This window comes from Arthrobacter sp. KNU40 (assembly GCF_051515115.1).
Classification (GTDB): domain Bacteria; phylum Actinomycetota; class Actinomycetes; order Actinomycetales; family Micrococcaceae; genus Arthrobacter.
In genome coordinates this window covers 693,189-718,671 of record NZ_CP195850.1, presented here as the reverse complement: position 1 = coordinate 718,671, position 25,483 = coordinate 693,189, and the positions used below count along the sequence as shown (strand labels likewise).

Annotated in this window: 29 protein-coding genes; 8 read left to right on the top strand and 21 right to left on the bottom strand. The window is 64.7% G+C overall.

Annotation, left to right across the window (positions count from 1 at the left end; genetic code table 11):
• Positions 1–24: 24 nt before the first annotated feature.
• Positions 25–435, bottom strand: coding sequence for a (R)-mandelonitrile lyase (locus tag ACSKT0_RS03445; RefSeq protein WP_437772515.1), 411 nt, complete (start codon positions 433–435; stop codon positions 25–27).
• A gap of 114 nt (positions 436–549) precedes the next feature.
• Positions 550–1,584, bottom strand: a complete 1,035-nt coding sequence (locus ACSKT0_RS03440; protein ID WP_437772514.1) for an NAD(P)-dependent alcohol dehydrogenase — start codon at positions 1,582–1,584, stop codon at positions 550–552.
• Positions 1,585–1,724: 140 nt separating this feature from the next.
• On the opposite strand from ACSKT0_RS03440, the gene ACSKT0_RS03435 reads away from it, so the two are divergent.
• From ACSKT0_RS03435 to ACSKT0_RS03425, 3 genes are all read left to right on the top strand, one after another.
• Entirely contained in the window at positions 1,725–2,393 is a 669-nt protein-coding gene (locus ACSKT0_RS03435) for a TetR/AcrR family transcriptional regulator (protein WP_437772513.1), read from the top strand.
• Positions 2,394–2,481: 88 nt separating this feature from the next.
• The gene (locus ACSKT0_RS03430) at positions 2,482–3,642 is read left to right on the top strand and encodes an FAD-dependent oxidoreductase (protein WP_437772512.1); all 1,161 of its coding nucleotides are present in this window, start codon (positions 2,482–2,484) and stop codon (positions 3,640–3,642) included.
• Positions 3,643–3,786: 144 nt separating this feature from the next.
• Complete coding sequence (locus ACSKT0_RS03425; protein WP_437772511.1) at positions 3,787–5,016, top strand: S53 family peptidase; 1,230 nt, start codon at positions 3,787–3,789, stop codon at positions 5,014–5,016.
• Between the two features lie 124 nt (positions 5,017–5,140).
• Here the strand turns inward: ACSKT0_RS03425 and ACSKT0_RS03420 are convergent, their stop codons facing one another.
• From ACSKT0_RS03420 to ACSKT0_RS03345, 16 genes are all read right to left on the bottom strand, one after another.
• Complete coding sequence (locus ACSKT0_RS03420; RefSeq protein WP_437772510.1) at positions 5,141–6,313, bottom strand: flagellar hook protein FlgE; 1,173 nt, start codon at positions 6,311–6,313, stop codon at positions 5,141–5,143.
• A 41-nt stretch (positions 6,314–6,354) separates the two neighbouring features.
• Entirely contained in the window at positions 6,355–6,792 is a 438-nt protein-coding gene (locus tag ACSKT0_RS03415; protein ID WP_437772509.1) for a flagellar hook assembly protein FlgD, read from the bottom strand.
• A 16-nt stretch (positions 6,793–6,808) separates the two neighbouring features.
• Complete coding sequence (locus tag ACSKT0_RS03410; protein ID WP_437772508.1) at positions 6,809–8,254, bottom strand: flagellar hook-length control protein FliK; 1,446 nt, start codon at positions 8,252–8,254, stop codon at positions 6,809–6,811.
• Positions 8,251–8,937, bottom strand: coding sequence for a C40 family peptidase (locus ACSKT0_RS03405; RefSeq protein WP_437772507.1), 687 nt, complete (start codon positions 8,935–8,937; stop codon positions 8,251–8,253). Before ACSKT0_RS03405 ends, ACSKT0_RS03410 begins: the two co-directional genes overlap by 4 nt.
• Entirely contained in the window at positions 8,934–9,359 is a 426-nt protein-coding gene (gene fliJ, locus ACSKT0_RS03400) for a flagellar export protein FliJ (protein WP_437772506.1), read from the bottom strand. Before fliJ ends, ACSKT0_RS03405 begins: the two co-directional genes overlap by 4 nt.
• Complete coding sequence (locus ACSKT0_RS03395; RefSeq protein ID WP_437772505.1) at positions 9,356–10,687, bottom strand: FliI/YscN family ATPase; 1,332 nt, start codon at positions 10,685–10,687, stop codon at positions 9,356–9,358. Before ACSKT0_RS03395 ends, fliJ begins: the two co-directional genes overlap by 4 nt.
• On the bottom strand, positions 10,684–11,298 hold the full coding sequence (locus ACSKT0_RS03390; RefSeq protein ID WP_437772504.1) for a FliH/SctL family protein: 615 nt from the start codon (positions 11,296–11,298) through the stop codon (positions 10,684–10,686). Before ACSKT0_RS03390 ends, ACSKT0_RS03395 begins: the two co-directional genes overlap by 4 nt.
• A complete protein-coding gene (gene fliG / locus ACSKT0_RS03385) occupies positions 11,288–12,316 on the bottom strand; it encodes a flagellar motor switch protein FliG (protein ID WP_437772503.1) in 1,029 nt (342 codons plus the stop codon). The genes ACSKT0_RS03390 and fliG overlap by 11 nt, the downstream gene beginning before the upstream one ends.
• The gene (gene fliF / locus ACSKT0_RS03380; protein WP_437772502.1) at positions 12,313–13,947 is read right to left on the bottom strand and encodes a flagellar basal-body MS-ring/collar protein FliF; all 1,635 of its coding nucleotides are present in this window, start codon (positions 13,945–13,947) and stop codon (positions 12,313–12,315) included. Before fliF ends, fliG begins: the two co-directional genes overlap by 4 nt.
• Positions 13,947–14,282 carry a flagellar hook-basal body complex protein FliE gene (gene fliE / locus ACSKT0_RS03375; protein ID WP_437772501.1) on the bottom strand — a complete coding sequence of 112 codons (336 nt, stop codon included), beginning with the start codon at positions 14,280–14,282 and terminating at the stop codon, positions 13,947–13,949. Before fliE ends, fliF begins: the two co-directional genes overlap by 1 nt.
• Entirely contained in the window at positions 14,282–14,674 is a 393-nt protein-coding gene (locus tag ACSKT0_RS03370) for a flagellar basal body rod protein FlgC (protein ID WP_236815521.1), read from the bottom strand. Before ACSKT0_RS03370 ends, fliE begins: the two co-directional genes overlap by 1 nt.
• On the bottom strand, positions 14,674–15,015 hold the full coding sequence (locus ACSKT0_RS03365; RefSeq protein ID WP_437772500.1) for a flagellar basal body rod protein FlgB: 342 nt from the start codon (positions 15,013–15,015) through the stop codon (positions 14,674–14,676). Before ACSKT0_RS03365 ends, ACSKT0_RS03370 begins: the two co-directional genes overlap by 1 nt.
• A gap of 135 nt (positions 15,016–15,150) precedes the next feature.
• Positions 15,151–15,441 carry a hypothetical protein gene (locus tag ACSKT0_RS03360; protein ID WP_437772499.1) on the bottom strand — a complete coding sequence of 97 codons (291 nt, stop codon included), beginning with the start codon at positions 15,439–15,441 and terminating at the stop codon, positions 15,151–15,153.
• Complete coding sequence (gene fliS, locus ACSKT0_RS03355) at positions 15,431–15,871, bottom strand: flagellar export chaperone FliS (RefSeq protein ID WP_437772498.1); 441 nt, start codon at positions 15,869–15,871, stop codon at positions 15,431–15,433. Before fliS ends, ACSKT0_RS03360 begins: the two co-directional genes overlap by 11 nt.
• Positions 15,872–15,883: 12 nt before the next feature.
• Positions 15,884–17,263 carry a flagellar filament capping protein FliD gene (gene fliD, locus ACSKT0_RS03350; protein ID WP_437772497.1) on the bottom strand — a complete coding sequence of 460 codons (1,380 nt, stop codon included), beginning with the start codon at positions 17,261–17,263 and terminating at the stop codon, positions 15,884–15,886.
• A 117-nt stretch (positions 17,264–17,380) separates the two neighbouring features.
• Positions 17,381–18,247 carry a flagellin N-terminal helical domain-containing protein gene (locus tag ACSKT0_RS03345; RefSeq protein ID WP_284982081.1) on the bottom strand — a complete coding sequence of 289 codons (867 nt, stop codon included), beginning with the start codon at positions 18,245–18,247 and terminating at the stop codon, positions 17,381–17,383.
• 300 nt (positions 18,248–18,547) lie between these two features.
• Here ACSKT0_RS03345 and ACSKT0_RS03340 point away from each other — a divergent pair, with 300 nt between their 5' ends.
• The 5 genes from ACSKT0_RS03340 to ACSKT0_RS03320 all read left to right on the top strand — a co-directional run bounded on the left by ACSKT0_RS03340 (position 18,548) and on the right by ACSKT0_RS03320 (position 23,779).
• Complete coding sequence (locus ACSKT0_RS03340) at positions 18,548–19,048, top strand: flagellar protein FlgN (RefSeq protein ID WP_437772496.1); 501 nt, start codon at positions 18,548–18,550, stop codon at positions 19,046–19,048.
• A 65-nt stretch (positions 19,049–19,113) separates the two neighbouring features.
• Positions 19,114–20,550, top strand: a complete 1,437-nt coding sequence (gene flgK, locus ACSKT0_RS03335) for a flagellar hook-associated protein FlgK (RefSeq protein WP_437772495.1) — start codon at positions 19,114–19,116, stop codon at positions 20,548–20,550.
• A 3-nt stretch (positions 20,551–20,553) separates the two neighbouring features.
• Positions 20,554–21,441, top strand: a complete 888-nt coding sequence (flgL, locus tag ACSKT0_RS03330; RefSeq protein WP_437772494.1) for a flagellar hook-associated protein FlgL — start codon at positions 20,554–20,556, stop codon at positions 21,439–21,441.
• Complete coding sequence (locus ACSKT0_RS03325) at positions 21,438–21,839, top strand: flagellar assembly protein FliW (RefSeq protein ID WP_437772493.1); 402 nt, start codon at positions 21,438–21,440, stop codon at positions 21,837–21,839. The genes flgL and ACSKT0_RS03325 overlap by 4 nt, the downstream gene beginning before the upstream one ends.
• Before the next feature lie 374 nt (positions 21,840–22,213).
• A complete protein-coding gene (locus tag ACSKT0_RS03320) occupies positions 22,214–23,779 on the top strand; it encodes an APC family permease (protein ID WP_345452559.1) in 1,566 nt (521 codons plus the stop codon).
• Positions 23,780–23,842: 63 nt separating this feature from the next.
• Here the strand turns inward: ACSKT0_RS03320 and ACSKT0_RS03315 are convergent, their stop codons facing one another.
• The 3 genes from ACSKT0_RS03315 to ACSKT0_RS03305 form a co-directional block, all read right to left on the bottom strand.
• Positions 23,843–24,388, bottom strand: coding sequence for an AMIN-like domain-containing (lipo)protein (locus tag ACSKT0_RS03315; RefSeq protein ID WP_437772492.1), 546 nt, complete (start codon positions 24,386–24,388; stop codon positions 23,843–23,845).
• A gap of 418 nt (positions 24,389–24,806) precedes the next feature.
• Positions 24,807–25,109 (bottom strand): DUF4193 domain-containing protein, encoded by a 303-nt coding sequence (locus ACSKT0_RS03310; RefSeq protein ID WP_437772491.1) that lies wholly within the window; start codon positions 25,107–25,109, stop codon positions 24,807–24,809.
• 142 nt (positions 25,110–25,251) lie between these two features.
• Complete coding sequence (locus ACSKT0_RS03305) at positions 25,252–25,428, bottom strand: hypothetical protein (RefSeq protein ID WP_236815494.1); 177 nt, start codon at positions 25,426–25,428, stop codon at positions 25,252–25,254.
• Positions 25,429–25,483: the final 55 nt, after the last annotated feature.

Below are 25,483 nucleotides of genomic sequence, written 5' to 3'. Positions count from 1 at the left end.
GGGCTTCTTTCGCTTGGGTTTGGGTTATCGGCTGGCTTGGGCATGCGCGGCTTCGTAGGCGTGCTCACTGACGGGTTCAAGCCACGTGGCGCTCTCCCCGTTGTCGTGCTCCACTAAAGCCAGGTGGCACATCATGTTGTCCTGGGTGGCGCCGTGCCAGTGTTCCTCGCCGGGAGGTGTGTGGACCGTGTCTCCTGCGCGCATGAGGATCACACTGCCGTCCCGGGTAGCAACGAACCCGATGCCATCGGTGCAGTGCAAGGTCTGGCCAAGGGGGTGGGAATGCCAGTTCGTACGGGCGCCGGGGGTGAAGCGGACCATCGCCGCCACGAGACGCGAGGGTGCCTCGCCGTTGTGGAGGGGATTGAGGTAGACATCTCCCGTGAATCTCTCCGTGGGGGCTTTGACCGTGGGAGTAGGGGGTACGAGTTTCATCGTGCGTTCCTTTCGCTAAACGGGGACTGATTCAAGAAAACCAGTCCCCGCGTCCGCGTGGGAGTGCCTGTCATACCGTGTACTGCCAGTACCTGTTTCAGTTGCCCCCGGCGCCTAGATGGTGATCGCGATTTTCCCGCGCACTTTGCCGGCGTCGAAATAGCGCATGGCGTCCGGAACCTGCTCCAGGGGATAGCTCCGGTCGATAGTCGGGGTGAGGGTTCCGGCGTCGATGAGCCCGGCAAGGTATTCGAGGTCTGCCGCGCCCTGTGTGGCCATGACCATGGCGAACCGCTGACTGATGAACGGGGACAGCGCCAGGGCCCTGAATTGCCTGTCGATACTGCCCGTCCAGGGGCCGCCTTCTTCACCACCGGTGATAACGGCCATGCCCGAGGGGGTGAGGGCCCGGCGCAGGCGAGCCAGAGTGGGGTTCCCGGCGATATCCAGGATCAGCTCGTAGTGTTCAGTGCCGTCGGCGAAGTCCTGCGTGGCGTAGTCGATGACGTGGTCGGCGCCGAGCGAACGCACCAGGTCCGCTTTGGCCGTACTACAAACGCCTGTAACCTCGGCCCCGGCTGCTTTGGCGAGCTGAACAGCGTAACTGCCTACTCCGCCCGAGGCGCCAAGGATCAGCACCTTCTGTCCCGGCACTATCTGGCCCGCGGCGCGAAGAGCCTGCAGCGCAGTGCAGGCGGAAACCGGGACCACCGAGGCCTGTTCGAAACTGATGTCCGCCGGCTTGAGCGCGAGTTGGCTTTCGCGGGCCGTCGCGTACTCGGCGAAAGAGCCCTTCCCGACGCCGAAGACGTGATCCCCGACGGCGAAGCGGGTCACCGCAGCTCCGACCGCCACGACGGTGCCGGCCAGGTCCATCCCGGGCACAGGGTTTTTGGGGGCGCGAACGCCGAAGGCCAGACGCAATGCGTAGGGCAGGCCCCGGGTCACGTGCCAGGTCCCCCGATCCAGTCCTGCAGCGTGGACCCGGACCAGCACCTCGTTCCCGGCGATGTTCGGTTTCGGAATCTGCGCCATGTGCAGGACGTCGGCGAAGCCATAAGCCTCCTGCACGATGGCCCGCATCGTGATCGGCGGCGCGGACGAGCCGCCCGAAATCGGAGTCTTCGCAGCATGCTGACCAGCGGTCATGGCCGTTCCTTTCCAGTCAATGAGGGTGCATAACTTTTCGTACGCTGTACTAAAAGAGATTATCGTACAATGTACTAAACCGCTAGACCCCTGCACTAAATCGCTAGAGTGCTGTACTAACTAGAGTCCAAGGAGTCCCGATGCCGGACACTGCACAGCCCCTCCCCCAGCGGCGCCTTCAGCTGAGCCGCAAAAGGGTGCTCGGCTGCGCTGTGGATCTCGCTGACGAGTCCGGAATCGCAGCACTGACCATCCGCTCGCTCGCCCAAAGCATGGGAACCAAGCCCATGTCGCTGTACTACTACGTGGCCAATAAGGATGAGATTCTGGATGGCATCGTGGACATGGTCTTCAGCGAAATCGAACTGCCCTCCCCCGCGGGCGATTGGCGGGAGGAAATGTACCGACGGGCGCACGGCGTGCGCAGCGCTCTCAAACGCCATCCGTGGGCGGTCGGACTGCTGGAAAGCCGCTCTTCCCCGGGCGAAGCCAACCTTCGCCACCACGAAGCGACGCTGGGGACGTTGAGGGCAGCAGGCTTTTCCGTTCAGATGACGGCCCATGCCTACGCCCTGCTCGACAGTTACATTTACGGATTCGCCCTACAGGAGGCCGCCCTGCCTTTTGACGGCCGCGACACTGCCTCGGAGATCACAGCGCCGATCGTTGAACGCTTTTCGACCGGGCAATACCCCCACATGATGGAGATTGCCACCGAACACGTCCTCAAGCCCGGCTACGACTTCGGGGACGAGTTCGACTTCGGGCTGAACCTCATCCTTGACGGCCTCGGCCGCTCGATGAGGTGAGCTAGAGATGCCCGGCGGACCCGAAGCCACACCCGCTCCACGATCTTGGAACACATCCTGTTGTGTGGTCGGCGGTGGACCGGCCGGAATGATGCTGGGCTACCTGCTTGCCCGCGCGGGAGTCGAGGTGACAGTGCTGGAGAAACATGCCGACTTCTTCCGGGACTTCCGCGGCGACACCATCCATCCAGCAACCACCGACGTACTGGGCGAACTGGGTTTGTTGGAGGAGTTCCTGCGCCTGCCCCACACAGAGATACCGGAACTGCGCCTCGGCATCGACGGACAGACCTTCGGGCTGGTGGACTTCCGGCATCTGCCCACCCGCTGCAAGTTCATGGCGTTCATGCCACAGTGGGATTTCCTGAACTTCCTGGCCAGCCAGGCCAGGCAATATCCCGCCTTCCGGCTGGAAATGAGTACCGAAGCAACCGGCCTGCTCCGCCGCGGCGAGCAAGTGATCGGCGTACGGGCGCGCACGAACGACGGCGAAATAGAGATCCGCGCGGATCTCACCGTGGCGTGCGACGGCCGGTTCTCCCTTATCCGGGAACACACGGACTTGCCGCTAAGGGAGTTTGCGATGCCGATCGACGTGCTGTGGTTCCGCGTGCCACGCAGCCAGGATGCGCCGCCGACCCTGGGCTACCTCGGCGGCGGGCAGGTCGTACTCGCCATCGACCGCGGCGACTACTGGCAGTGCGGCACGATCGTTGGGAAGGGAACGCTCCCGCAGATTCAGGCCGCGGGTCTGGCCGCCTTCCGAGAGCGGGTGGCACATGCCGCGCCGTTCCTAGCTGCGGGCCTGGCCGCGCTGACCGACTGGGACCAGGTCAAGCTGCTCTCGGTGCGCTCCAATCGGCTGAGACGCTGGTACGAACCCGGACTGTTGTGCATCGGCGACGCAGCGCACGCCATGTCACCGGCCGGTGCCGCAGGGGTGAACTACGCCATTGCCGATGCCGTCGCCACGGCCAATCACCTCGCGGTACCACTGCGTACTGGAACCATCGCCGTCGCCGACCTCCAGCGACTGCAACGACGACGCGAACCCGCGGTACGCCGAGCACAGGCCTTGCAGCGACAGCAGACCCGCCAGCTCGCCCGCCTCTCCCAAGGAAACCCACCCATCCAACTCATGCGGCTCATCAGCAACACTCCGCCGGTCAAACGCCTCTTGGGCCGGATCGTGGGCCTCGGCTTCCGGCGCGAACACATCCACGGCCCTCTTCTCACCAACCACCAATAGTCCAACTGCGAATCTCCCCAGTGGCTCATGAGACCGCGGGGATGGATGTGACGTGGGTGACAATAGTGGCGTTTGGTGCGAAGCTTGTCACGCTGAGTTGACCGTTCTGTCAACTCGGATCTTATTGATCCTCAGGGAGGTTTCGTGAAGAAGGTTCTTAGCGTTTCCGGGGCGTTGTTGCTCTTGCTGAGTGCGGTCTCAGCCACTGCGCCGGCGGCAGTTGCCCAACCAGCTCCGTCAGCCAATTGGCATGCGGAGAGGGTCTGCGCGGATGTCCCGGCCGGCGATGCGTCGTGTTTTGCGCTCAAGTACGTCGATGATTCAACGAGCCCGGCCAAGGCGCTGCCGCAGGGAGGACAAGCCAAGCCCGCTTCGAGCACGCCGCCCGCCACGGGCAAGACCCCTGCGGATATCCAGGGCGCCTACAACATCACGGGCCTCGCGTCCGGCGGCCGCACCGTAGCAGTCGTAGATGCCTATGGCTATCCGAACCTTGAACGCGATCTCGGCGTTTACCGCGCACAGTTCGGCCTTACGGCATGCACGGTCAGCAACGGCTGCCTCACCATCAAGGATCAAAACGGCGGCAATAAGCTTCCCAGGTTCAATTCCGGCTGGGCCGACGAAACCGCCCTCGACGTCGACGCTGTCTCGGCAGCCTGCCCGGACTGCAAGATCCTCGTTGTGCAAGCGACAACAGCCAGTATCACTAATCTTGGAACAGCCGTGGCGACGGCCGCCAAACAACCAGGGGTCGTCGCGATTTCCAACAGCTACGGCGGTGGGGATTCGGCAGACTCCAGCTACGGCACGTACTACAACCACCCGGGCATCGCGGTGACAGCGTCAACCGGTGACAACGGGTATACCGGCTCGTCATACCCCGCTTCCTCGAGTTACGTCACCGCGGTGGGAGGCACATCGTTGGTCAAGAACACCAGTGCACGCGGGTGGGGCGAGTCTGCCTGGTCCGGCTCTGGATCCGGCTGCTCCAGTGTCAATGCCGCGTTGCCTGCGGCTGCCACGTTCGGTACGGGGTGTGGCAAGCGCGCCTCGGCGGACGTCTCCGCCGTCGCAGATCCGCAGACGGGATTGGCAGTGTATGCACCGAGTAGCAGCACCACCTCGTCATGGGCCCAGTATGGAGGGACCAGCCTGTCCTCACCACTGATCGCGGCAATGTACGCGCTTTCCGGGAACTCCGGCAGCTCGACGACGCTGGCCAACTCGCTTCCGTACACGAACTCCGGGAAATTCAATGACGTCGCCTCGGGTTCAACGGGCACGTGCTCCACGAGCCAGTGGTGCCTTTCCGGCACCGGATGGGACGGACCCACGGGCGTCGGCACTCCGAACGGGGTCGGCGGACTCTAAAAATGCAGTAATTGCCTGAAGAGTGGCCAGCGTCCAAGGATGCCGGCCACCCTTGTGTCTGTGAACGGGCAGCGTCACGCAGAGCAGACTTTCAGCGCCCCCAACAGACGGCCAGCCCGGAATATTAGTGCTTCAGGTTCGTCAGCTCCTGCAGGACCTCATCCGACGTCGTGATGATGCGGGCGTTGGCCTGGAAGCCTCGCTGGGCCACGATCAGGTTGGTGAATTCCTGGGAGAGGTCCACGTTGGACATCTCGAGGGCTCCGGCGGTCAACGTGCCGAGGCCGGCGTCGCCCGGTGCGCCCAACTGGGCCGTGCCGGAGTTGGCGGTTGCCACGTATGTCGAGCTACCGGATTTCTCGAGGCCGCCCGGGTTGGTGAAGCGGGCAAGGGCCACGCGTGCCAGAACCTGCTTGCTGCCGTTGCTGAACGAGCCGATGAGCGAGCCGTCGCCGCCGAGGGTGAAGGACTCCAGTTTTCCTGCCTCGGATCCATTCTGGCTGCCGACCGTGAGTGTGCTCATGGCGGCGAAGCCGGTAACAGTGGACATGTCCACCGTGATACCGGCGACGGTCATGGCACCGCCCGAGGTCAGTGCACCGTTCGTGAACGTGAGCGTCGAAGCCCCTGTGGCACCGTTGGCATCCGCCCCGGCCACATCCCAGCCGCCCGCAGAGCGGCTGAACGTCAGGTTCAGGCTGCGGGAGGCGCCGTCGGCGTCGTACACCTTGACCTGGCGCTCGACGCTAGTCCCGACGGCAGCGTCGGACGGGAGGTTGCCGTCCAGCGACGCCTTGGTGGTGGCGACTGCTGCCGACGTCGTGTTGGGCGAGAGGGCGATCGGGCCAACGGGACCTCCCAGGTTCACTGCCCCGTTTGCGGCGGACCAGCCCTGCAGGATGCCGCCGTCGGGGCTGACGAGACGTCCGGCTGCGTCCATGTCGAAGGCGCCGGCTCGGGTGTAGAGCTGCTGGCCGGCCTTGCTGGTGATGAAGAACCCGTCGCCGGAGATCATCATGTCAGTTGCTCGCCCGGTGTTCTGCGATGAACCCTGGCTGAAGTTGGTGCTGACTCCCGCCACGCGAACGCCAAGGCCGATTTGGGCGGGATTGGTGCCACCGGTTTCGGCCTGCGGGGCGCCGGCGCCCTGGGTCATCTGCGAGAGCGTGTCCTGGAACTGGGTGGAGGAAGCCTTGAAGCCGGCTGTGTTCACATTGGCGATGTTGTTTCCCGTGACGTCCAGCATGGCCTGGTGGGCACGGAGGCCGGAGATTCCGGAGTACAGCGAACGAAGCATGGTGTTGCCTTTCTTCGGGTGGTTCAGGGGGGTGTAGAGCGTCAGGCGGCGGGCGAAGTAGCGGCCGTCATCCCGTTGATGGAGTCGAGCGGAACGTTCACTCCTCCGACCGCCACAGTGGGGGTTCCGGGCGCAAAGGAAACCGAGCTCGCGACGCCCGATCCCTTTGTCCCGTCCGCGAGCGCGTAGCTGACGTTGTGCCCGATGATTTGTGCCGCGGCACTGCGCATCTGGAGCGAAAAACTCTCCTTGGCGTCTGCGGTGAGCTCCGTCATTTTCTCCATCATGGACAGCTGGACGGTCTGGCTCATCATCTGGTTCGTGTCCATGGGGGCACTCGGATCCTGGTTTTTCAGCTGAGTGACCAGGAGGGACATGAACATGCTCGAGTCCATGGTCTGCGCGGGTTTGGGCGCGGCGGCTCCAGCCGTGGTTCCGGGCTGGACTCCGCTGCTTGCCGCGATGGCTTGGATGGTCACTATTGGCGCTCCTTCATCAAACGAGAATGTCCAGGCTGCTGGTAATGCTTCGGGGAAGTACGACGGCGGTCCGCGCCAGGCGAACCACCTCGCCGTCCCTGCCCCGTGGGAAAGCAGGGCTTTCCGCCGGGCGCCGGTCCCGGGGGTCCGAGCCGCCCGCACCGGCATCGGCCGGAGCGTTGTGCTCGGACAGGTCGAGGCTGGCGCCGAAGCCTGATTCCCCCAGTCCGCGCCGCAGTTCCGGCAGGATGCAGCGCACTGCCTCACGGCCGGCTTCCCCCGGGGCGAACAATTCGATCCGAACCCCTGCGCCCTCGATATGCGCCCGGACAGTCAGCGGTCCGAGGTCTTCCGGGGACAGCTTCAAGGTCATCACGTGCGCGCCGGGCGCCGCCGATGCAAGCGAGAACAGCGGCCGGGACACTTGTGGCAGCAGTTTCGCCGGGTCCGCCAGGGACGTGGGCGTTGCCATGCCAGAAGGCGCTGTCGTAGGGGCTTGCTGGAGGGGCGACTCTGGCTGCGCCAGCACCGGAATTCCGGCCTGAATCCCCGCGGGAAGCCCAAATGCCGGGGCGGCCGGGCCGTCCTGCCCGAGGACCCGCTGCGTATCCTGTTGCGTCGCTGGTTTCCCGGTGGGAAGTACGACGGCGGTCCCGGAATCGCGTGGCTGCGCTTCGGTCACCCTGACCGCTGGTTCGAGGCCAACGGGCAGCTTGCTGGTGGGCAGGGTGCCTGGCAGGGCGGAGGGCAGCGGGCTAGTGGGCACGGTGCCAGCCGGCCGTGGGCTGGCGGGCAGAGCGGAGGACGGCTGCGGGCTAGTGGGACGTGAGCTATTGGGAAGTGGGCTGGCCGGGATGGGACCAGCTTGGGTGGGGCTTTGACCAAGGCTCCGGAGTGGCAGCGCTGCCGGCACAGCATCGCCTACCCCCGATTCCGCCGGCGTCGCGTGAGTGCTGCCCGCGGGCATCCCAACGACGAGACTCCCTGTTTCGGGGATGCCGGCAATCGCTTTGGCCGGGGCCGTACCGTCAACGACACCGTCTTTGACCGGCGCAGCGATGCCCGGCCCAATCGCCTGCGGAGCAGCGGTTCCGACTGCTACTCCGGCGGCCGCAAGCCCACCCGCAACAGCGGCCGCACCGGCAAAAGCACCCGCATCAACCGCACCAGGCGAACCAGGCGCACCAAGCGAACCCGGCGCATCAACCGTGTCCTTGGCGACCTTCGACCCTTCTGGTTTGGCGACCAAGGCGACCGTCCCGGGGCCGCCTGTGGCAGGCTTTTCCTGAGCGCCGTCGTCGAGCGCTTGTTGTGCGGTCCCGTCCAAGGTCTTCTCGTTGGACGCCAGCACGCCGTTCATCACGGCATCAAAACCGGCAGCCGCGCCGGACTGCGGCACAGGCAGAGAGCCCGCAACTACCGGACGCGGGGCAGCCACACCGGCCGAAGGCAACTGCATCATGAGCCTCCCGCTGGGACGATGCGGCGGATGGCGGTCAAGTTGGACTGCTGTTCCCACGCATCGCGGATCTGGATCGTTTGGCCGGGAACGGGTGCGTCGATCGCTTTGCCGTTGCCTAGGTAGATGGAGATGTGTTCGCCGCCGAAACTAACCAGCAGATCGCCGGGCTTGGCCTGCGCCAGGGACGCCACGGGAGTACCTTGCCGCATTTGATCGCTGACGACGCGCGGCAGGCCGACGCCGAGATCCTTAAACACGCGCTGCACGAAGCCGGAGCAATCCATGCCCACTGCCGGGTTAGTGCCGCCCCAGACGTAGGGCACACCCACGTATTTCTTGGCGTCGGCCACCACGGCATCGCCGGTGACAGCTCCGGTGGCCGTGCCTGTACCGGCACTCGAAAACGCGCCCGCTGCACCGGTAAGGCCCGCAATGCCGGAGCGCGCGGCGGTGCCGCCGAGTCCCAAAGAAGAAGCGAGCTGGCTCGCGTCCGGCGTCGTCGAGCTCCCGACGGCGGAGCTCAGCGCTTGCGCGAAGGATGCCGAGTCCGTGGAAGTGGCCGCGCCTGTGTCAGTGGAAGCGGTGGTGCTCGCGGAAGATGCCTGCGGACGGACCCCCTGGCTGAGTTGCTGCAACATCGACTCGATGCTCTGGATGCGCCCGATGGCCTCGGTCATGCTCATGAGGTTGCCTTCCGGTGCCACGCGGAGGACGCGATCTCGTCCAGCACGCTTTGTTCGGCGTGCAGCGCGAAAGCCTCGAAGGCGGCCCCGTGCCGGGTTTCTAGCTTCTCGAGTCCTACCGCGCGGCGTTTGGCTTCGGTGTATTCCGCGCGGGCCTCTTCGGCCTCGGCCTCCGCACTGGCGGCCAAGGCGTCAAGCTCGGCCAACATGCTTTGCGCGGACGCGCGGGAGGCCGCAATGGCCAAGAGCGACGCGGAGCTTCCGGCGGCTCCGGCGGACTCGGCCAATTCCTCCCGGGCGGTGGCTCGGCGGGATCGCAAGGATGCGGTCCGGGAGTTGGCGCGGGCCAGTCCGCTGGCGGCGGCGTCTTGTTGTGTTTGGCGCAGGCGCAACAGCCCGGCCAGGGAGAATTGACGGTTCACGCTGCTCCTTCGAGGCTTGCCGAGAGGCGGAAGAGTTCCGGCCAGGACTCGCTGTACGGGGTGGATTCGTCCATGCTTTGCTGCAGGAACCCGTTGATGGCGGGTTCGTGGTCCAGGGCTGCGTCGACCAAGGGGTTGCTGCCACGGTGGTAAGCGCCGACGTCGATCAGGTCCTGGGCGTTGCGCCGCGCGGCGAGGACCCTGCGCAAGGATGCCGCGAGCGCCGTGCGATCGGCTGAATTCACCTTGGAGGCCACGCGGGACACCGAACCAAGCACGTCCACCGAAGGAAAGTGCCCCGTGACAGCGAGCTTCCGGTCCAGGACCACGTGTCCGTCAAGGATCGAGCGGGCGGCGTCGGCGATCGGTTCGTTGTGGTCGTCGCCGTCCACTAGGACCGTGTAGATGCCGGTCACGGATCCGGTTTCGGCGGTCCCTGCGCGTTCCAGGAGCCGGGCCAATAAGGAAAAGGTCGACGGCGGGTAGCCGCGGGTGGCGGGCGGCTCGCCGGCGGACAGGCCTATTTCCCGCTGGGCCATGGCCACGCGGGTCAGCGAATCCATCATGAGCACCACGTCCTGGCCGGCTTCGCGGAACGATTCGGCAATCCGGGTAGCCGTGACCGCGGCACGCAGGCGCATGAGGGCTGGCTCATCGGACGTGGCAACAACCACCACGGAACGGGCCAGGCCTTCGGGGCCAAGGTCGTCCTCCAGGAACTCGCGCACTTCACGTCCACGCTCCCCCACCAAGGCAATCACGGACACTTCGGCGTCGGTGCCGCGGGCGATCATGGACAGCAGCGAGGACTTCCCGACGCCCGAGCCGGCAAACAACCCCATGCGCTGGCCGCGGCCAAGAGTGGCCATGGTGTCCAGGACGCGGACCCCGGTCTGAAGCGGGGTGTCCACCCGGGCGCGGTGCATCGCCGACGGGGCTTCGTTGTCCAAAGGGACCATGGGGCTTGCGGGCAACGGGCCCTTGCCGTCGATCGGACGCCCGAGCCCATCCAGTACCCGCCCGAAGAGGCCACGGCCGGTGGGGACCAGGATCGGAGCGCCCTTCGAACGTGCCGGGTCTCCCGCGGCCACCCCGGTCAGCCGTCCCAGCGGCATGCATCGCACGGCGCCACTGACCGAGGCGACCACTTCGGCGTCAAGCCCGGGTGCCTCGCCAACGGTCACCAGATCGCCCACCGCGCAGTCCAACCCGGAGACCTCCAGGCCAAGGCCGAGCACGGACGTCACGGTGCCCACGCGCTGCGGCGCCGCGGCGGCGAGGGCTCCGCGGAAACGGCCGGCGTGCGGCCGGTACCCGGTACTGCTCATGCGTCGTTCCCCAGCAGGGCTGCCCTGGCCCTGTCCACGGCTGTGCTGAGACGGGCGTCGAGCCAGCCCTGCGGGTATTCCGCGATCGCATCGCCGGGGTTCAGGTTCGGATCGGCCTTAAGTTCGACGCCGGCCACGCTCCCGACGTCGACGGCGGCCAGCGCGGCAAGGTCCACCGGGTGGAGGCGCACGCAAGTCACGGTTTCCGATCCGGACATGGCACCAAGGGCACGGGCCAAGGCTGCGCTGGCGGTGTTCCTGCCGTCGTTGAGTTCGTAGCCCAGGATGGCTTCGGCAAGCTCCATCGTGCCGGCTGCCAACACGTCCTGTGCTTCCTCCAAAACGGCGCCGCGGCGCTCCTGGGACGCGGCGGCCGCCGCTTCGAGCACGCGGACAGCTTGCGCCACAGCCAGGCGTCCGGCGTCGAGCATTGCGCGGTGTTCGGCGTGAAACTGTTCGCGCAGCCGACGCTGTTGCGCAGCCGCGGCCTGGATCCCGGCGGCGTAACCTGCCGCGTGCCCCTGGGTGAACCCCCGGTCCTCCTTGCGCGACCTCGCAGCCGGCTGGATGTCCGGAAAGACCACTCTCTGGAGTTCAGCCTCAGTAGACATAGTCGTCCTCTTCGCCGCGCCGGACAACGATGGCACCTTCGGCTTCCAGCTCCCGGATGGAACGGACAATCTCTGCCCGGGCCTCTTCAACCTGGGAGGCGCGCACGGGCCCGGCGGAAGCCATTTCGGCTTCCAGGATTTCGAGGTTGCGGCCGGACACGTTGGTGCGTACAGCCTCGAGCACCACGGCAGGGGCACCCTTCATGGCGACAGCGAGCACTTCGGCATTGACGCCACGCAGGATCTGTTGGATGTCGCGTCGCTCCAATTTCACGATGTCCACGAAGGTCAGCATGCGGGCGCGCACTTCCGTGGCCAGCTCCGGATCGAGCGTTTCCAAGCCTTCCAGCACGGAGCGTTCGGTGTTGATGTCCGAGCGGTTGATGATGTCTACGAGGGGCTGGATGCCGCCGACGATCTCGCTCGACTTCCGTTGCGACATGACCGCCCCGGCGCGAACCTTGAGGGTTTCGGCCACGATGCCCACGGCCTCCGGCGAAGCCATTCCCATCGTGGCGATGCAACGGGCCACCTCGCTCCGTTGCACGTCGCCCAGTCCGGCCATGACCGCGGAAGCCTTGCCCGGCCGCAAATGCGCCAGGATCAAGGCAATGGTCTGCGGCATCTCGCCGTCGATGAGGGCCAGCAGCTGTCCGGAATCCATCATTTCCAGGAACTCGAAGGACTTCCCGGCCATCGTCGAGGCGAGACGGTCCATGAAACCGGCCGCTTTGTCCGCACCGAAGGACGCTTCCAGGAGCCCGACGGCGAATTCCTGGCCGCCGCGGGCCGTGCGGCGTCCGCTGACCGCAAGGTCGTGGAACTCGGTCATCACGTGGTCCGCGACGGTTGAGGAGACGCGGCGCAAGCGGACGATCTCAGCCGCGATGTCTTCGGCCTCGGATTCGGAGAACTGGGTCATGACGGAGGCTGCACTGGCCGGGCTCATCTGCATCAGCACCACGGCCACCTTCTGGGCACCGGTTAAGCCGCCGACGTCCAACTCCCCGGCCCTCATACGGACTGCCTTTCATCCATGAGGCCGCGCAGGTAATCGGCAGTCCGGGCCGGGTTTTCGGCAACCATGGCCTCAATCTGGGCCCGACGCCGCTCGCCGTCGAGAGCCTCGGAGCCTGGTGTCGGCAAACCGGACATCGGTAAGGCCGGAACGGGATGCACAGGCGGCAGTTCGATCGCCGACGTGGCGGGCGGTCCTTCGAGCGCCGGCGTGGAGACGCCTTGCGGCAGCATCTCGTAGTCGAGGCGTTCGCCAAGGTCAACCGGTTCTCGTCGCTGCCTGCGCCGCAGGAGGATCAGCACGAGCACAATCAGCGCTACCACTGCCAGCAGGATGCTGCCGGCGAGGATGAGCGTGTTCATCAAATCCGACTGTTGCTTGGCCTCGGCTTGCGCTTTGGCCGCGCCCAGTGCCTGAGCTGCCGCGTCTGCTGCCGAGGTACTGAAGGGCAGCACCTCAACCGTCACGACGTCGCCGCGGGTGGGATCGACGCCCGCCGCGGACGTGACGAGGGCCTTGACCGAGTTGACGTTGAGTCCGGCCGCCGCTGACTGGTTGATCGCCACGGAGATGGTTTGGCGTTTCACGGCGCCTTGCGGAATGGTGCGGTCTTCCGTGACCTTGTTGACGGCGTTGTTCTTGGTGGTGTCGCTGGAGTCGAACGTTCCGTTGCCGTTGGTGCCGCCGGGCACGGCGATGTTGTCCGGGCCAAGGACACCGGAGGCGCCGCCGCCGGTTCCCGTGTACTTCTCGGTCTTGGTGGTCTCGCTGAGCGGAGCGGCATCCTTGGCCGTGGAGAACGTCTCGCTGCGCTGCTGCGCGGACTCGGCGGTCACGTCGGCCGCGACGGCGACGGTGGCGTTGCCCGGTCCCACTACCCGGTCCAGCACGGCCTTCACCGAATCGGAGGTGCGCTGTTGGTAGTCGGCGGCTTGCTTGGACGAGGAACCCGTGGCTCCCCCACCCACCGTGGAGAGGACGTTGCCTTGGGAATCCACCACGGTCACGTTGGTCGGCTTCAGGTTTTCTATCGCGGCGGACGTCAAGTGCACGATCGCCTGGACCTTATCGGCAGACAGGGTGGTGCCTGGCTGCGTTTCCACGAACACGGATGCAGTGGCGTCGGGAGCCTTATCCACGAAAACTGTCTTGGCCGGGATGGCCAACTGCACAGCGGCCGTCTTCACGCCGTCCATAGCCTGGATGGTGGTGGCAAGTTCGCCCTCCAGCGCACGCTTGTAAGTCACGGACTGCTGGAACTCGGAAGTGGTCACCCCGAGTTTGTCGAGCAGCGAATAGCCCGTGGCCGCGGCCGCCGGAAGGCCCGCCGCGGCGGCTTTCAGCCGTTCGTCGTTGACCTTGTTATCGGGAACCAGGATGGTGGAACCGCCATTGCTGAGCTCATACGGGACATTGTCCTTGCGCAGCTGCTCCACGATTCCGTTGGCATCCGTGTCTTTCAATCCGGAGAACAACGGCGAGTAGGACGGCTTGCCCAACCATGCTGACAGGGCCACCCCGCCGAGCACGAGGACGGCGATGCCGATGATGGCGATGGTGCGCTGCCCGGCGGTGAACCCCTTGAACCCATCGCCCATCTTGCGGAAGAAGGCGGCAATCTGTGGAGGCATCAGGCCTGCATCCTCATGATCTCGTTGAACGCGTCAACGCCCTTGTTCCGCACCGTAGAGACAAGCTCCATGGTGATCTGGGCGCGCGTCGCGGCGATCGTCGCCTTGTGGATGTCGTCAAGGTTGCCCGTCACCGCAGACACGGCCAGCTGGTTCGACGTCGACTGCAGGGACTGGAGGTTGTCCACGGCACCGGTCAGCGCCGTCGCAAAGCCGTTGCTGCCCGAGGTTCCCGCGGCTCCGGCTACGTTGCCGCCCAGGTAACCGGTGCCGGTGACGCCCTGCACGGAGAGTCCCCCGCCGCCTTGAACTGCGCCGATCGGGTCCAAAGCCATCAGGATTTTCCTATCTCAAGCGCTGCCTGGTAAGTCTCACGGGCGCGGTCCACTACTTGGGCGTTGGCCTGGTAGCCGCGTTGCGCCACAATCAGGGCACCCATCTGTTCGGCGAGGTCGATGTCCGGATAACGGACATAGCCTTGGGCGTCGGCAAGCGGATGGTCCGGTTGGTACACGAGCCTGCCGGTCGCACTGCCTTGGGGGGTGCTCTTGACGTACACGCCGTTTCCGTTGCTGCCCTCGGCGGCTTCAATGTAGCGGGCTTGGAAGGCTTTGCCGCTGGTGCGGGTTGCGGTATTCATGTTGGCCAGGTTGTCCGAGACGGCGTCGAGCCATTTGCGGTGGACAGTCAGGGCGGAGCCGGCAATCCCGATCGCATCGAAAGTCATCAGCTGGTCCTCAAGGCTGTGCGGAGGGCGGTGAATTGCTCGCCGATGGCACGGGAGGCGAACTGGTAGCGCAAGACGGTGTCCACATTCGAGAGCGTTTCGGTGTCCAGGTTCACGTTGTTGCCGTTGAGCTGGGTGGGTTCCTGGGAGGTAGTGACGGAAGCCGCGGCCTGCCCGTCTCCCGCGCTCACCGAGGCCGCAAGCGCGTCTTCGAACTGGACCCTTTTGGCGTGGTAGTTCGGCGTGTTGATGTTGGCGATGTTGTTGGCGATGGTGCGCTGGCGCAACGACAGCCCGTCCAGGGCGCTACCAAGGGCAACGGAAGTCACTGACTCGAACACGACGGCCTGCCTTCGCGAATAGGTATGAAGAGGCCGATCCGTGGCCGTGCATCGAGCAATCCCTGCTCAACTTCCACCATCGGCAAGGATGGGGCATCCGTTAGCCGATTGCAGGATTGTTTTCGATACTTCTCTTCAGCCCTGCACGTCGAGGAACAGCGGGCGCGCTGAAGATTGGCTGTCCGGGACGGCACCGAGGGCGTCCAAGTGGGCGAGGGCGTCGTTGCGGACCTTGCCGAGCATCGCGATGGACTCCAGTTGGGCGTCCAGGATCCTGCGCGCCCGGTCCGCCAGCTCCTCAGGAACTGGTCCGGCCGCGGCAGGCGGATTCCATGGCTCGGCCTCGCCGCCCGAGACGGCCACGGCGATGTCTGCTTCAAGCCGGTCCAGGAGGTCAGACCATTCCTGGACCGGATCAGCCGACACCGAGGGTGCCGTTCGTCCTCGCCATGCCGGATACCGAGGCCTGGACCGGCAGCTGCGAAGCGGCGTCGTGCCAGCCTTGCCGAAGCGGCTCCAGCAGTGCGATGCATTCCTTGGTCCGGTTGACGTCGCGGTAGATGTTGGCCCCGATCATGGCTTCCATCGCGTACTGATAGATGCTCAGCAGCCCAGGCGCACCATCCCACGCATCGGTCTTCAGGGTAGAGGACAGCTCGGTGACGATCGACTGGGCATGCAGCAGGTTTTCGCTTGCGACACCCCAGTTGGCATTCTCCTGGGCGAACTGGGCGCGGTTCAGGTCCAGGAGCAGCCGGTCATAGAGCATCGTGAGGAGCCTGGCCGGCGGGGCCGAAAGGACGGCGTCGTCGTTGTACCGGGAAAGCTGGCTGGCGCGGAGGGCTGTGGAGGTCATGCTTTACGCTCCTTACTTCGTCGAGCTCGAAAGGCCGGCAATCTGGCCTGTGAGCCATGATTGCTGGGCGTTGAGTTGGCCAAGGGCCACTTCCATGGCGTTGTACGTGGTTTGCAGGGTCTGCCGCCTGGTGGCCAAGCGCTGGTCCCAATCGGAGATCTGGCTGCCCAGGTCAGCCACTTCGGATTGTTGCCCCTTGATCAGGGCGGTCACCGAACCAGTGAACGGATCGGTAGCGCTGGTGGCCGCGTCGGACACCCGGGAAGCAATGGTCTGGAGCGCTGCCTGCGTCCCGGCCGGATCCGAAGCCAGGGACGATTGGAGCTTGGCCGCGTCAAAAGTGAAGTTTCCATCCCGGGTGACGTTGATTCCGTATTCGGAGGGGGACTTCCCGTTCACGGGCATCGACATGGCTGAGAAGACCTGATCGTTGACCGAGCGGACACTGCTGTTGCCGCTGAAGATGCCGCCACTGGCCACGGAGGCGCCGTTGGCGTTCGTCGTCTGGGTCACGGCGCTGTAAATGGATACGAAGCCGAGGACGTCATTGACCGCGTTCACCAAATCCCCTGCCCTTTTGGTGATGCCTGCCGAGTCGCTGGCAATGTTCACGGTCACCGGTCCGGCAGTAACGGCGGAGGCGGTCACTGATACGCCGGGAAGCAGATCGGTGAAGGTGTTGGTTCCGGACGTGATTGTCTGTGCTGCCGGGGTGCCTGCGTACAGGGTCGCTTTGGCGTCCTGGGCGGCCTTGACGACGGCGGCGGAGGGGTCAGCCATCAGGTCGATCGCGGTGCCCGCGCTCACCTGCGCTGCCGTGCCCTGGTAGACGCTGAAGGCTCCAGCCGCGCCGGAAGTGGCTGCGGTCAGTTGCAGGCGATAGGTTCCGTTGCCTGCCGGGACCTTCACAGCACGGGCCGGGCCGGACGCCGCGTTGATCGCCGTCACGACGTCGTCAAGAGAGGTGGATGCCGGCGTGATCTCTGTCTGTTTTCCCGTGGAGTCGACGAGCGTCAAGTGTGCGGGTGCCCCCGAGGCGTCGGTGGGCCAGCTGGTCATCGCGGCAGTGACGTCCACCTGGCTCTGGGCCAACTGGGTAACCGTGACGTCGATTGAGCCCGCGGTTGCGGAGGTGGTCGCCGTCGCGGTGATGGACGGCGCACTGGTGGTGGCGCTAAACAAGTTCAAGGCGTTCACGGCCGAGTCGCCGCTCGCGAGGTCCTTCAGCGATGACAACTTCGAGTTGAGCGACTGAAGCGTCGAAACCATCGTCTGGTCTGACGCAAGCTTCGTCTTCAGTTGTGTTTGCGGTTGTGCTTCCACCGCCATGAGTGAATCAATGATGGAGGTGGTGTTCAACCCGCTGGCGAGGCCGTCGATCGAGCTTGCCACGTCTGGTCCTTCCGGAGGTATTGGTCTTGTCGGCAGGATCCGGACGCGAATGGCGGCCAGGGGTGTGTTCCCGTCCTGGCCGCCATTCACCGATTACCGGTCAGCTACCGGAAGGTCTTAGCGCAGGAGCGAGAGAACGCCCTGGCCGGACTGGTTGGCCTGGGCCAGCATTGCCGTGCCGGCCTGGGACATGATGTTGGCCTTGGTGTACTTGACCATTTCCGAAGCCATGTCCGTGTCCGTGATGCGGGACTCGGCTGCCTGCAGGTTTTCGCCCGAGACCTGGAGGGTCTTCGTGGCGTGCTCCAAACGGTTCTGGGTTGCGCCCAGGTCCGCACGCTGAGCCGAAACTGCCGCGATGGCGGTGTCAACGGCAGCGATGGTCAGCTGGGCGTTGGCGCTCGTGTCCACCTTGAAGCCTGCGGCACCAGCTGCGCCGGAGAGGCCCGTCGCGCCGGTTCCGACGGCGGTTGCGACGTCACCGAGGTTCACGGCGATCTTGTCGTTGGCGCTGCCGCCGGTGCCGACCTGGATGTTCAGGGCCGCGCCGCTGTTTCCAGCCGCACCCTTGAGCAGGTCGATACCGTTGAACTGGGTGGACTGCGTAAGACGATCCAGTTCCTTGCCGAGCGAGTCACCTTCACCCTTGATCGCGGAGCGGGATGCGGCGTTGTTGGTGTCGTTCGAGCCCTGGACAGCGAGGTCACGCATGCGCTGGAGGATCGAGTGGACTTCAGTCAGTGCGCCTTCAGTGGTCTGGATGACCGAGATGCCGTCCTGGGCGTTGCGGGCGGCGACTGCCGAGCCGCTGACCTGGGACTTGAGGCCTTCCGAAATTGCCAGCCCTGCTGCGTCGTCAGCTGCACGGTTGATGCGCAGGCCGCTGGAGAGCTTCTCCATCGACTTGGACACGTCGTTCTGCGTGCGGTTGAGGTTGCCGTAAGCGTTGTTCGCCATCAGGTTTGTGTTGATTGCCATGCCCATGATGTATTCCTCCGTGATTGGGTCTGCTGGTACTTCCAGGCCGTCCGTGGCCTGTCACTTCTGGTTATCGGAACAACGGTCACCTTTGGTTAGCAAAAAACCGCAGGAAAATTTGCCACGGGCCACACGCTTCACCGCGCGTCGCTTGACTGGACAAAGCGAATAAATCATGCGTAAACAACGCCTAACGCATGGGCCGCGGCAGCCGATAGTTGTTTTCAGCGCGGCGAAGGCACGGGGGAAGTGCTTTCCCGCGGCATCGCACCCGAAAAAAGAACCCGGAACTGGAGTTGACCCGACATGGCCATCCATGAACTGTCGGCCCTGCTGTGGCGAGAACGTGAGCTACTGGATCTGCTGACATTCAAGCTGGAGGAAGAGCAACTTCTCCTCACTGCGGGCAAATCCCGTTGGTTGCCGCATGGCACCCGGGAAGTGGAACAGGTACTGGGACACCTGTCCAAGGCCGGGCTTGCAAGGGCGGTGGAAGTGGCGGCGGTGGCAGAGCAATGGGGCTTGCCTGCGGACTCTTCACTGGGCGAGCTGGCCTCGTCGGCTCCGGAAGAAGCCTGGGCCGATGTCCTGTCCTCGCACCTGAACGCGATGCAGCAGCAGACCGCCACCATCAAGGAGCTGCGTGATTCGAACGAGCAGTTCCTTCGCGCGGCCGTCCGTTCCACCCAGGAAACCATGGCGGATCTGAAGCCGGCGGCCGGGACTTACGACTCCCACGGCCGGACAGGTTCCCACGGCAGGACAGCCGACTCAACCCCGTCCCGCCTTTTCGACCAGCAATTCTGACCGGAACACGGCGGACAACCAAAGGCCGGACCACTCAGGGCCCGGATCACCCAAAGGACACAGCAGTGAGCACATTCGGCGGACTCAATACGGCCTACCTGGGCCTGACCGCGGCGCAGCAGGGCATCAACGTTGCCGGACAGAACATCGCCAATGCCGGCACTGACGGCTACACCAGGCAGCGGATCGAGCAATCGGCCGTCGGGGCACCCGCACGCACGGGCCTCTTCGCGGCGGGCGCCCAGGCTGGTCAAGGCGTGTCCGTGGACGGGATCTCCCGGTTGGGCAACAGCTTCCTCGATGCCGGGGTGCGCTCCAGCGCGGCCCAGGCCGGTTACGCCAACTATCGGTCCACCCAACTCCAGCAACTCGAAGGCTCCCTGAACGAGCCCGGGGCCGCCGGAATATCGACGGCGCTCCAGACTTTCTGGTCGTCGTGGCAGGGCGTCTCCAACCACCCGGGAGAAGCAGCCCCCGCTGGCGTGCTGCTGCAAGCTGGCACCACCCTCGCCAATACAGTGTCGGCGGGCTACAAGGCCTTGGATTCACAGTGGACACGGATTCGCGGCGAGGCCCAAAGTACCGTCGCCACCCTGAACGATGCCGCCGCCCGGGTGGCCGGCTTCAACGCAACCATCCGTTCCGTCACGGCCTCGGGCGGTTCCGCCAATGAGATCATCGACGCCCGCAACAAAGTGAGTGAAACCATCGCTTCCTTGGCCGGTGGAACTGTCCGGGACAACGCCGACGGCACGGTGGATGTCTTCGTCGGCGGCAACGCCATCGTCTCGGGTACTTCCCACCGCGACATCAATTTGAGCGGCCAGGCAAGCATGGGCGCTCCGGTTTCGACATTGCCGTTGGGGGGACCAGTGCAGTTGGAATGGGCTGATCGCCCGGGTGTGGCGGTTCCCCTCGACGGCGGAAAGCTCGCGGGCGCGGTCTCGCTTCTTGCCCCGGCTGCGGGAGGCGCGGGAGGCGCCATCTCGGAGGCCGCTGCGTCGTACAACGCCTTCGCCACCAAGCTCATGAATGACGTCAATGCCGTGCACCGCACTGGGCAGTCCACCACCGGCGCCTCAAACCTCGATTTCTTCGCAACCACCCCTGGCGCCCCGGCGGCCCTGTCCCTCAGCGTTGTCCCGACGAGCGCCGCAGGAATCGCCACCGGCGCTCCAGGTTCGGGCGCCCTCGACGGCAAAATCGCGGACGCTGTTGCCCAAATCGGTAACGGGCAGGGTTCCCCTGACGCGCTGTGGTCCGGGATCGTCACAGGGATCGGCACGGCGTCCCAGTCCGCGCAGCAGCACCAGCAGCTCGCCGACGCGGCGAGCACCGCCGCCGTCGGGCAGCGTTCCTCCGGCGCGTCCGTCAGCCTCGACGAGGAGAACATCAGCCTCCTGAGCAACCAGCACGCATACCAAGCGGCCGCCCGGGCCATGACCGCCGTGGATGAAGCCCTCGACGTCCTGATCAACCACACCGGATTGGTGGGAAGGTAAGCCATGCTGAACCGTGTCACGACCCAGACAATGTCCGCGGCCGCACAATGGAACCTGCAGGCCGGGCAGGCAAAGCTCGCCGCGCTGCAGGACAAGGCCAGCAACCTCAAGAACATCACCAGGCCCTCGGACGATCCCGCGGCCACAGCGAACCTGCTCGCCACGAAAAGCCAGCTCAGCGCCGTCGGACAGTATTCGAACAACATCAACGACGGCAATGGCTGGCTGACCACCGCCGATTCGGCCCTCGGCCAGGCCACCAACATCCTCAACCGGGTCCGAGACCTCACGGTCCAGGCTGCCAATGGTTCCCTGAACAGCAACGCCAAGGAGGCGATCGCCGTCGAAATCGAAGGCCTCAACAAGGACCTCCTCGCCCAGGCGAACACCCAGTACCTGGGCCGCAACGTCTTTGCTGGAAGTTCCGATTCCGCCGGCGCGTTCAGCAATGCCACGCCACCTGTCTTCAACGGAACACCGGGCGGCACGGTGGAACGGCGGATTGACGCAACGCAGACAGTGCGGGTAGACGCCGACGGCGGTGCGATCTTCGGTGACGGCGCCGGCTCAGTTTTCGCTTTGGTGAGCAACGTCGTCGCCGATATCCGCTCCGGCGCGGATATCAGCGGCCGATTGGCGGCGATCGGTGACAAGATCAAGTCGGTCGTCAACGGACGTGCGGACGTCGGCGCCAGGCAGACCAAGCTCATGCGCGCCCAGGACTCCGTCGACGGGCTCAAGGCCTCACTCGACGCACAGCGCTCCGGAATTGAAGACGCTGACATCGGAAAGGTCGTCATGGACTTGAAGCTGCAGGAAACCAACTACCAGGTTGCCCTCGCAGTCACCGCCAAGACGCTCCAGCCCACGCTCATGGATTTCCTCAAATGAGCTCGGCACAGGCTTCCCGGGAGCTCAGCTTCACCGCGCCCATGCCGGGGCTTGAAGCTTCCGACGGCTTCGCTCTGCGGGAAATTGACGGCGCCCCCGGACTCTACGCGATGGAGTCGGCCAGCCCGCGCATCCGGATGTTCCTGGCCGAGGCCGCCGTTTACGTTCCGGGCTACGCGCCCACGATCCCCCGCTCGACGCTGGAGGATCTCGGCCTGGACCGGGCTGGGTTGGACCGGGCTGGGCTGGCAACCATCCTGGTCGTAGTGAACCCGACTCCGCAAAAGACCACGGTCAATCTCGCGGCCCCCATCGTGCTGAACCCGGAAACCGGACGCTGCACGCAGCTTCTCCTCGACAGCAAGGAATACCCGCTCCGGGCCGAACTGAGCGCCTAAGCAGCGCCCAGACCCCGACGCTCGCTCACTTTTGGGCCGTTTCCGGCAGACGCTCGCTCAGATGATCTGAGCGAGCGTCTGCCCTTTTGGCCGCATATGTGAGCGAGCGTCCCTTCGTGAGCCGTGGGATCGGGGCTCTTTCAACCTGCCGGCCTCCCGACGCTCGCTCACCTTTGGGCCGTTTCCGGCAGACGCTCGCTCACTTGATCCGCTTCGAACCAAATTGTTTCGCCAAACCACTTGCGCCAAGGCTTCTCCGCGTCCTTTACTAAATGAACGTCATTCATTTAGTGACTCCCGTCTCATACCCCGCTGACGGCTTCACGGCATCACCCAGCAACAAACCTTCGGCCCATTTAGAAAGAGCCAAGCACATGACTCAATTAACCCGCCCAAGCGCCAGGAAAACCGTGGAGGCCCACGATCCCGCTGGCACCGAACACGGCATCAGCGGCAAAGGACTCAAGACGGGGCAGCTGGGGCTCCTCGCCGTCGTCGTCCTGGGTATTTCCTCGGTGGCACCCGCCTACAGCCTGACCAGTTCCCTCGGCCCGGCGGTCAACGCGGTGGGCCTTCAGCTGCCTGCGATCTTCATCGTCGCCTTCATCCCGATGATCCTCGTGGCGTTTGCCTACAGGGAGCTCAACGCAGACTCCCCGGACAGCGGCACCACCTTTACGTGGGCCACCAAGGCCTTCGGCCCGTTCATCGGCTGGATGGGCGGCTGGGGGCTGCTGGCCGCGAACATTATCGTCCTGTCCAACCTGGCGGGCGTTGCGGTGGACTTCTTCTACCTCTTCCTCGCGCAGGTTTTCGGCAATCCCGATCTTGCCGACCTCACCTCCAACAAGGCCTTGAACATCGCCACGTGCCTGGCCTTCGTGGCACTGGCCGTCTGGGTCAGCTACCGGGGCCTGCACGCCACCAAACTCGTACAGTACGCCATGGTGGGATTCCAGGTAGTGGTCCTTGGCGTGTTCATCGTCATGGCCCTCACCCACGCCTCCTCCGGCGACACCCCCACGGCCATCGCCTTCAGCTGGGACTGGTTCGACCCCACGAAGATCAGCAGCTTCGAGCAGTTCGCTGCGGGCATGTCCCTGGCGGTCTTCGTCTACTGGGGCTGGGACGTCTGCCTGACGGTCAATGAAGAGACCAAGGGCGGCAAGGGCACCGCCGGCAAAGCCGGAACCACGACGGCGATCGCCGTCCTGGGACTGTACGTCGCAGTGATCGTCGCAACGATGATGGTGGCCGGCATTGGCGGCGACGGCATCGGCCTCAACAACCCGGACAACCAGTCCAATATCTTCGCTGCTTTGGCTTCCCCGGTGATGGGTCCTTTGGCCATCCTGATGTCCTTGGCCGTACTCGCAGGCACAGCGTCGTCCCTGCAGTCCACCATGGCCTCCCCTGCCCGAAGCCTTCTCGCCATGGGTCACTACGGCGCCCTGCCGCAGAAGTTCTCCACCGTAAGCAAGCGCTTCGGTTCCCCGGGATACGCCACCATCATGGCCGGGGCTATCTCCGGCGGGTTCTACGCCATCATGAAGGTGGTCAGCGAGAACGTTCTCAACGACACCATCCTGGCGCTCGGCTTGATGATCTGCTTCTACTACGGAATGACTGCTTTCGCCTGCGCTTGGTACTTCCGGCACAGCGTGTTCAGCAGCGTCCGCAACTTCTTCATGCGCCTGCTCTTCCCGGTGGTCGGCGGCATCGTGCTGACGCTGGTCTTCATCCAGACGGCGGTGGACAGCTGGTCCCCGGACTTCGGCAGCGGTTCAGAGATCTTCGGCGTCGGCCTCGTGTTCATCATCGGAGTGGGCATCCTGGCCCTCGGAGCGGTGGTCATGGTAATCATGGCCCGCGTCCGGCCCGGCTTCTTCCGCGGCGAAACCCTCCGGAAGGACACCCCGGCCCTCGTGGTACCGGAATAAAACTCAACATGTCAGAAGCCCTGGTCCGGAATTACCCGGAGCAGGGCTTCTGTGTTGGTTGCTTCACCACATGTGGGCGACGTCGATCACCAGCCGCGATCCTGTTCCCGGGCCGGCCAGCGTGAAGACCCTGAAGGGGAGCCGCGCGCGGACACCGAGGCCAATGCTCGTGTATCCCTCGAAGCTGCCCGCGAAGGCCACTTGCCGGAAGGTTTTGTAGTCCGAGACGTTCGTCAGCTCGTTCTTGTCGGCGGGGTTGTACGTGGCATTGCCGTTGGAGTTGTACGCGGGGGCGTTGACCGTGATCTGCAGGAACGCATTGCCCCTCAGCTCGACCGGAAGGCCCGAACCGTCCTGCAATACTTGTGGAACGTAGCGGATTGAATAACCGGCAACAGCGCCGTTCAGGTCGATCACCAGGCGGTCATAGCAGGGTTGCTCGCCCGTCCGGACATTGACCACTTGTGCCTGGGTCAGCGCCGGGTTGGACTTCGCCAACGATCCCCAGACGATTCCGCAATACGGCGCTGCGGACGCCTCCACTGGAGCCACGAGACCAAGCCCGGCGACCACTAGCAAAGCCGCGAACCAGGCATGAAACTTTCTCACTTGGGCCCATCCCCTTGAGTGCTTGAGCGATCCGATACCTCAAGCGTAGGAGCGTCGGGGCCCTTTCAGGAGCTTCGTATCCGCTTCGGCGCCCAACTGTTAGCGGGCTTTGAGAAGGGTCACGGGGACGTGATTCAGCGGCTTGGTTTCCGCGGTTTTCCAGGGTTTCCGGGCCGCATCGCGCCTCTGTTCGTTATCACGGATAACGACGCCGGAGTGGTGCTTCTGAGGGGTCGCGCGGTGGAGGTAGGCACCACGTCACAGAACTCCAAGCCGCCTAAGCAGCTCCGCGAGCGCGACGCCCGTTACGGGCTAGCCGCGCCGCGGGGCCGTCGGTACCTCGGACATGCAAAAGCCCCACCCGGCTGGTTTGGCGTTGCTGGTTTCCAGTCGAGAGGGGCTGCATTGCGTGCGGGGTTTAGCCTTCGCAGTCGCGGCAGTACTTGAGGCCGTTCTTTTCCAGCGCGATCTGCGACCGGTGACGGACCAGGAAGCACGATGAACACGTAAATTCATCGGACTGCTCCGGAACAACGATGACGGTCAGTTCTTCGCCGGACAGATCGGCGCCCGGAAGGTCAATGCCCTCGGCTGTGTCGTTCTCGTCGATGTCGATGACAGCAGTCTGGGCACCGGAGCCGCGCGACGCCTGAAGGGCCTCGAGCGATTCGGCGGAAGACTCTTCTTCGGTCTTGCGTGGGGCGTCGTAATCGGTAGCCATTGATTGGTTCACTTTCGTTGCTGCATAGTGCCATTTCAGGCACCTCAGTGAAGCAGTTTAGGGCATAGTACACGCCATCAACGAATAGTGTGTTCAACAAGACATCTGGCAATTCAAAAACCCCGGAATCCCGGGGTTTTAGTTACTCCGCGGCCCGGATTTTCCGCGCCTGGGCGTCGGCGATGGCCACACCGCTGAGGGCCGGGAGCCAGCCGTAGCGGGTAGTTTCAGTGGCACCGGAGGCCCCCAGCTCTGCGGCGTCGTAGAAGTAGGCGGCTTCGATCCAGGCACTGACCTTGGACATGATGGATACGATCATGCGGCCACGCTATCGAGGCCCCGTTCAGGACCGGTTTCCGGTCTGTCACGGCCGT